We start from the raw sequence: 465 nt of genomic DNA, 5'->3' as shown, positions 1-465 counted from the left end.
GGAGTGACAAGACCTACCGATTTTCCTCTGCGGCCATGGAATTGCTGCAGCAACACACAGATCATCCGTAGGTGCTGCCTAGCGCCTACAGAGTCCCCGTGTATTTCACGGCGGCGGCGGCCGCTCGCGAGGGCACGTTCAGCGTGCGTAATAAAGAAGACACATGAATACGCACCGTGAACGGCGAGATCTCCAGTTCGCGGGCGATTTCCTTGTTGGTTTTGCCTTGGGCAATCAAGCGCAGCACGTCTTGCTGACGAGGCGTGAGGGCGGCGCCGGTTTCCAGCGGCAGCAGGCCTGACGGCGCGAACTTCACCAGTACTTCACCTTCGCGAATTGCCAGAATTGCCTGACCGATTTCGTCCGGAGCGATGTTTTTGTCGATAAAACCGTCGATACCGGCGGCCATGACTTCGCTGATCAGCGACTCATCATCGACCATCGACACCACAATCAGCGTGGTAC

General features: G+C 57.4%; 1 protein-coding gene. It reads right to left on the bottom strand.

Going from position 1 to position 465, the window contains the following annotated elements; translation table 11 throughout:
• Positions 1-85: 85 nt before the first annotated feature.
• A partial coding sequence (locus BK660_RS30080) for a response regulator transcription factor (protein ID WP_148057482.1) occupies positions 86-465 on the bottom strand: 380 nt, incomplete at its 5' end.

The sequence above is a fragment of the Pseudomonas brassicacearum genome, from assembly GCF_003732265.1.
In the GTDB taxonomy this organism is placed as follows: Bacteria; Pseudomonadota; Gammaproteobacteria; order Pseudomonadales; family Pseudomonadaceae; genus Aquipseudomonas; species Aquipseudomonas brassicacearum_D.
Note: the sequence above shows the minus strand (reverse complement) of the source record. Positions and strands in the feature narration are given on the sequence as shown.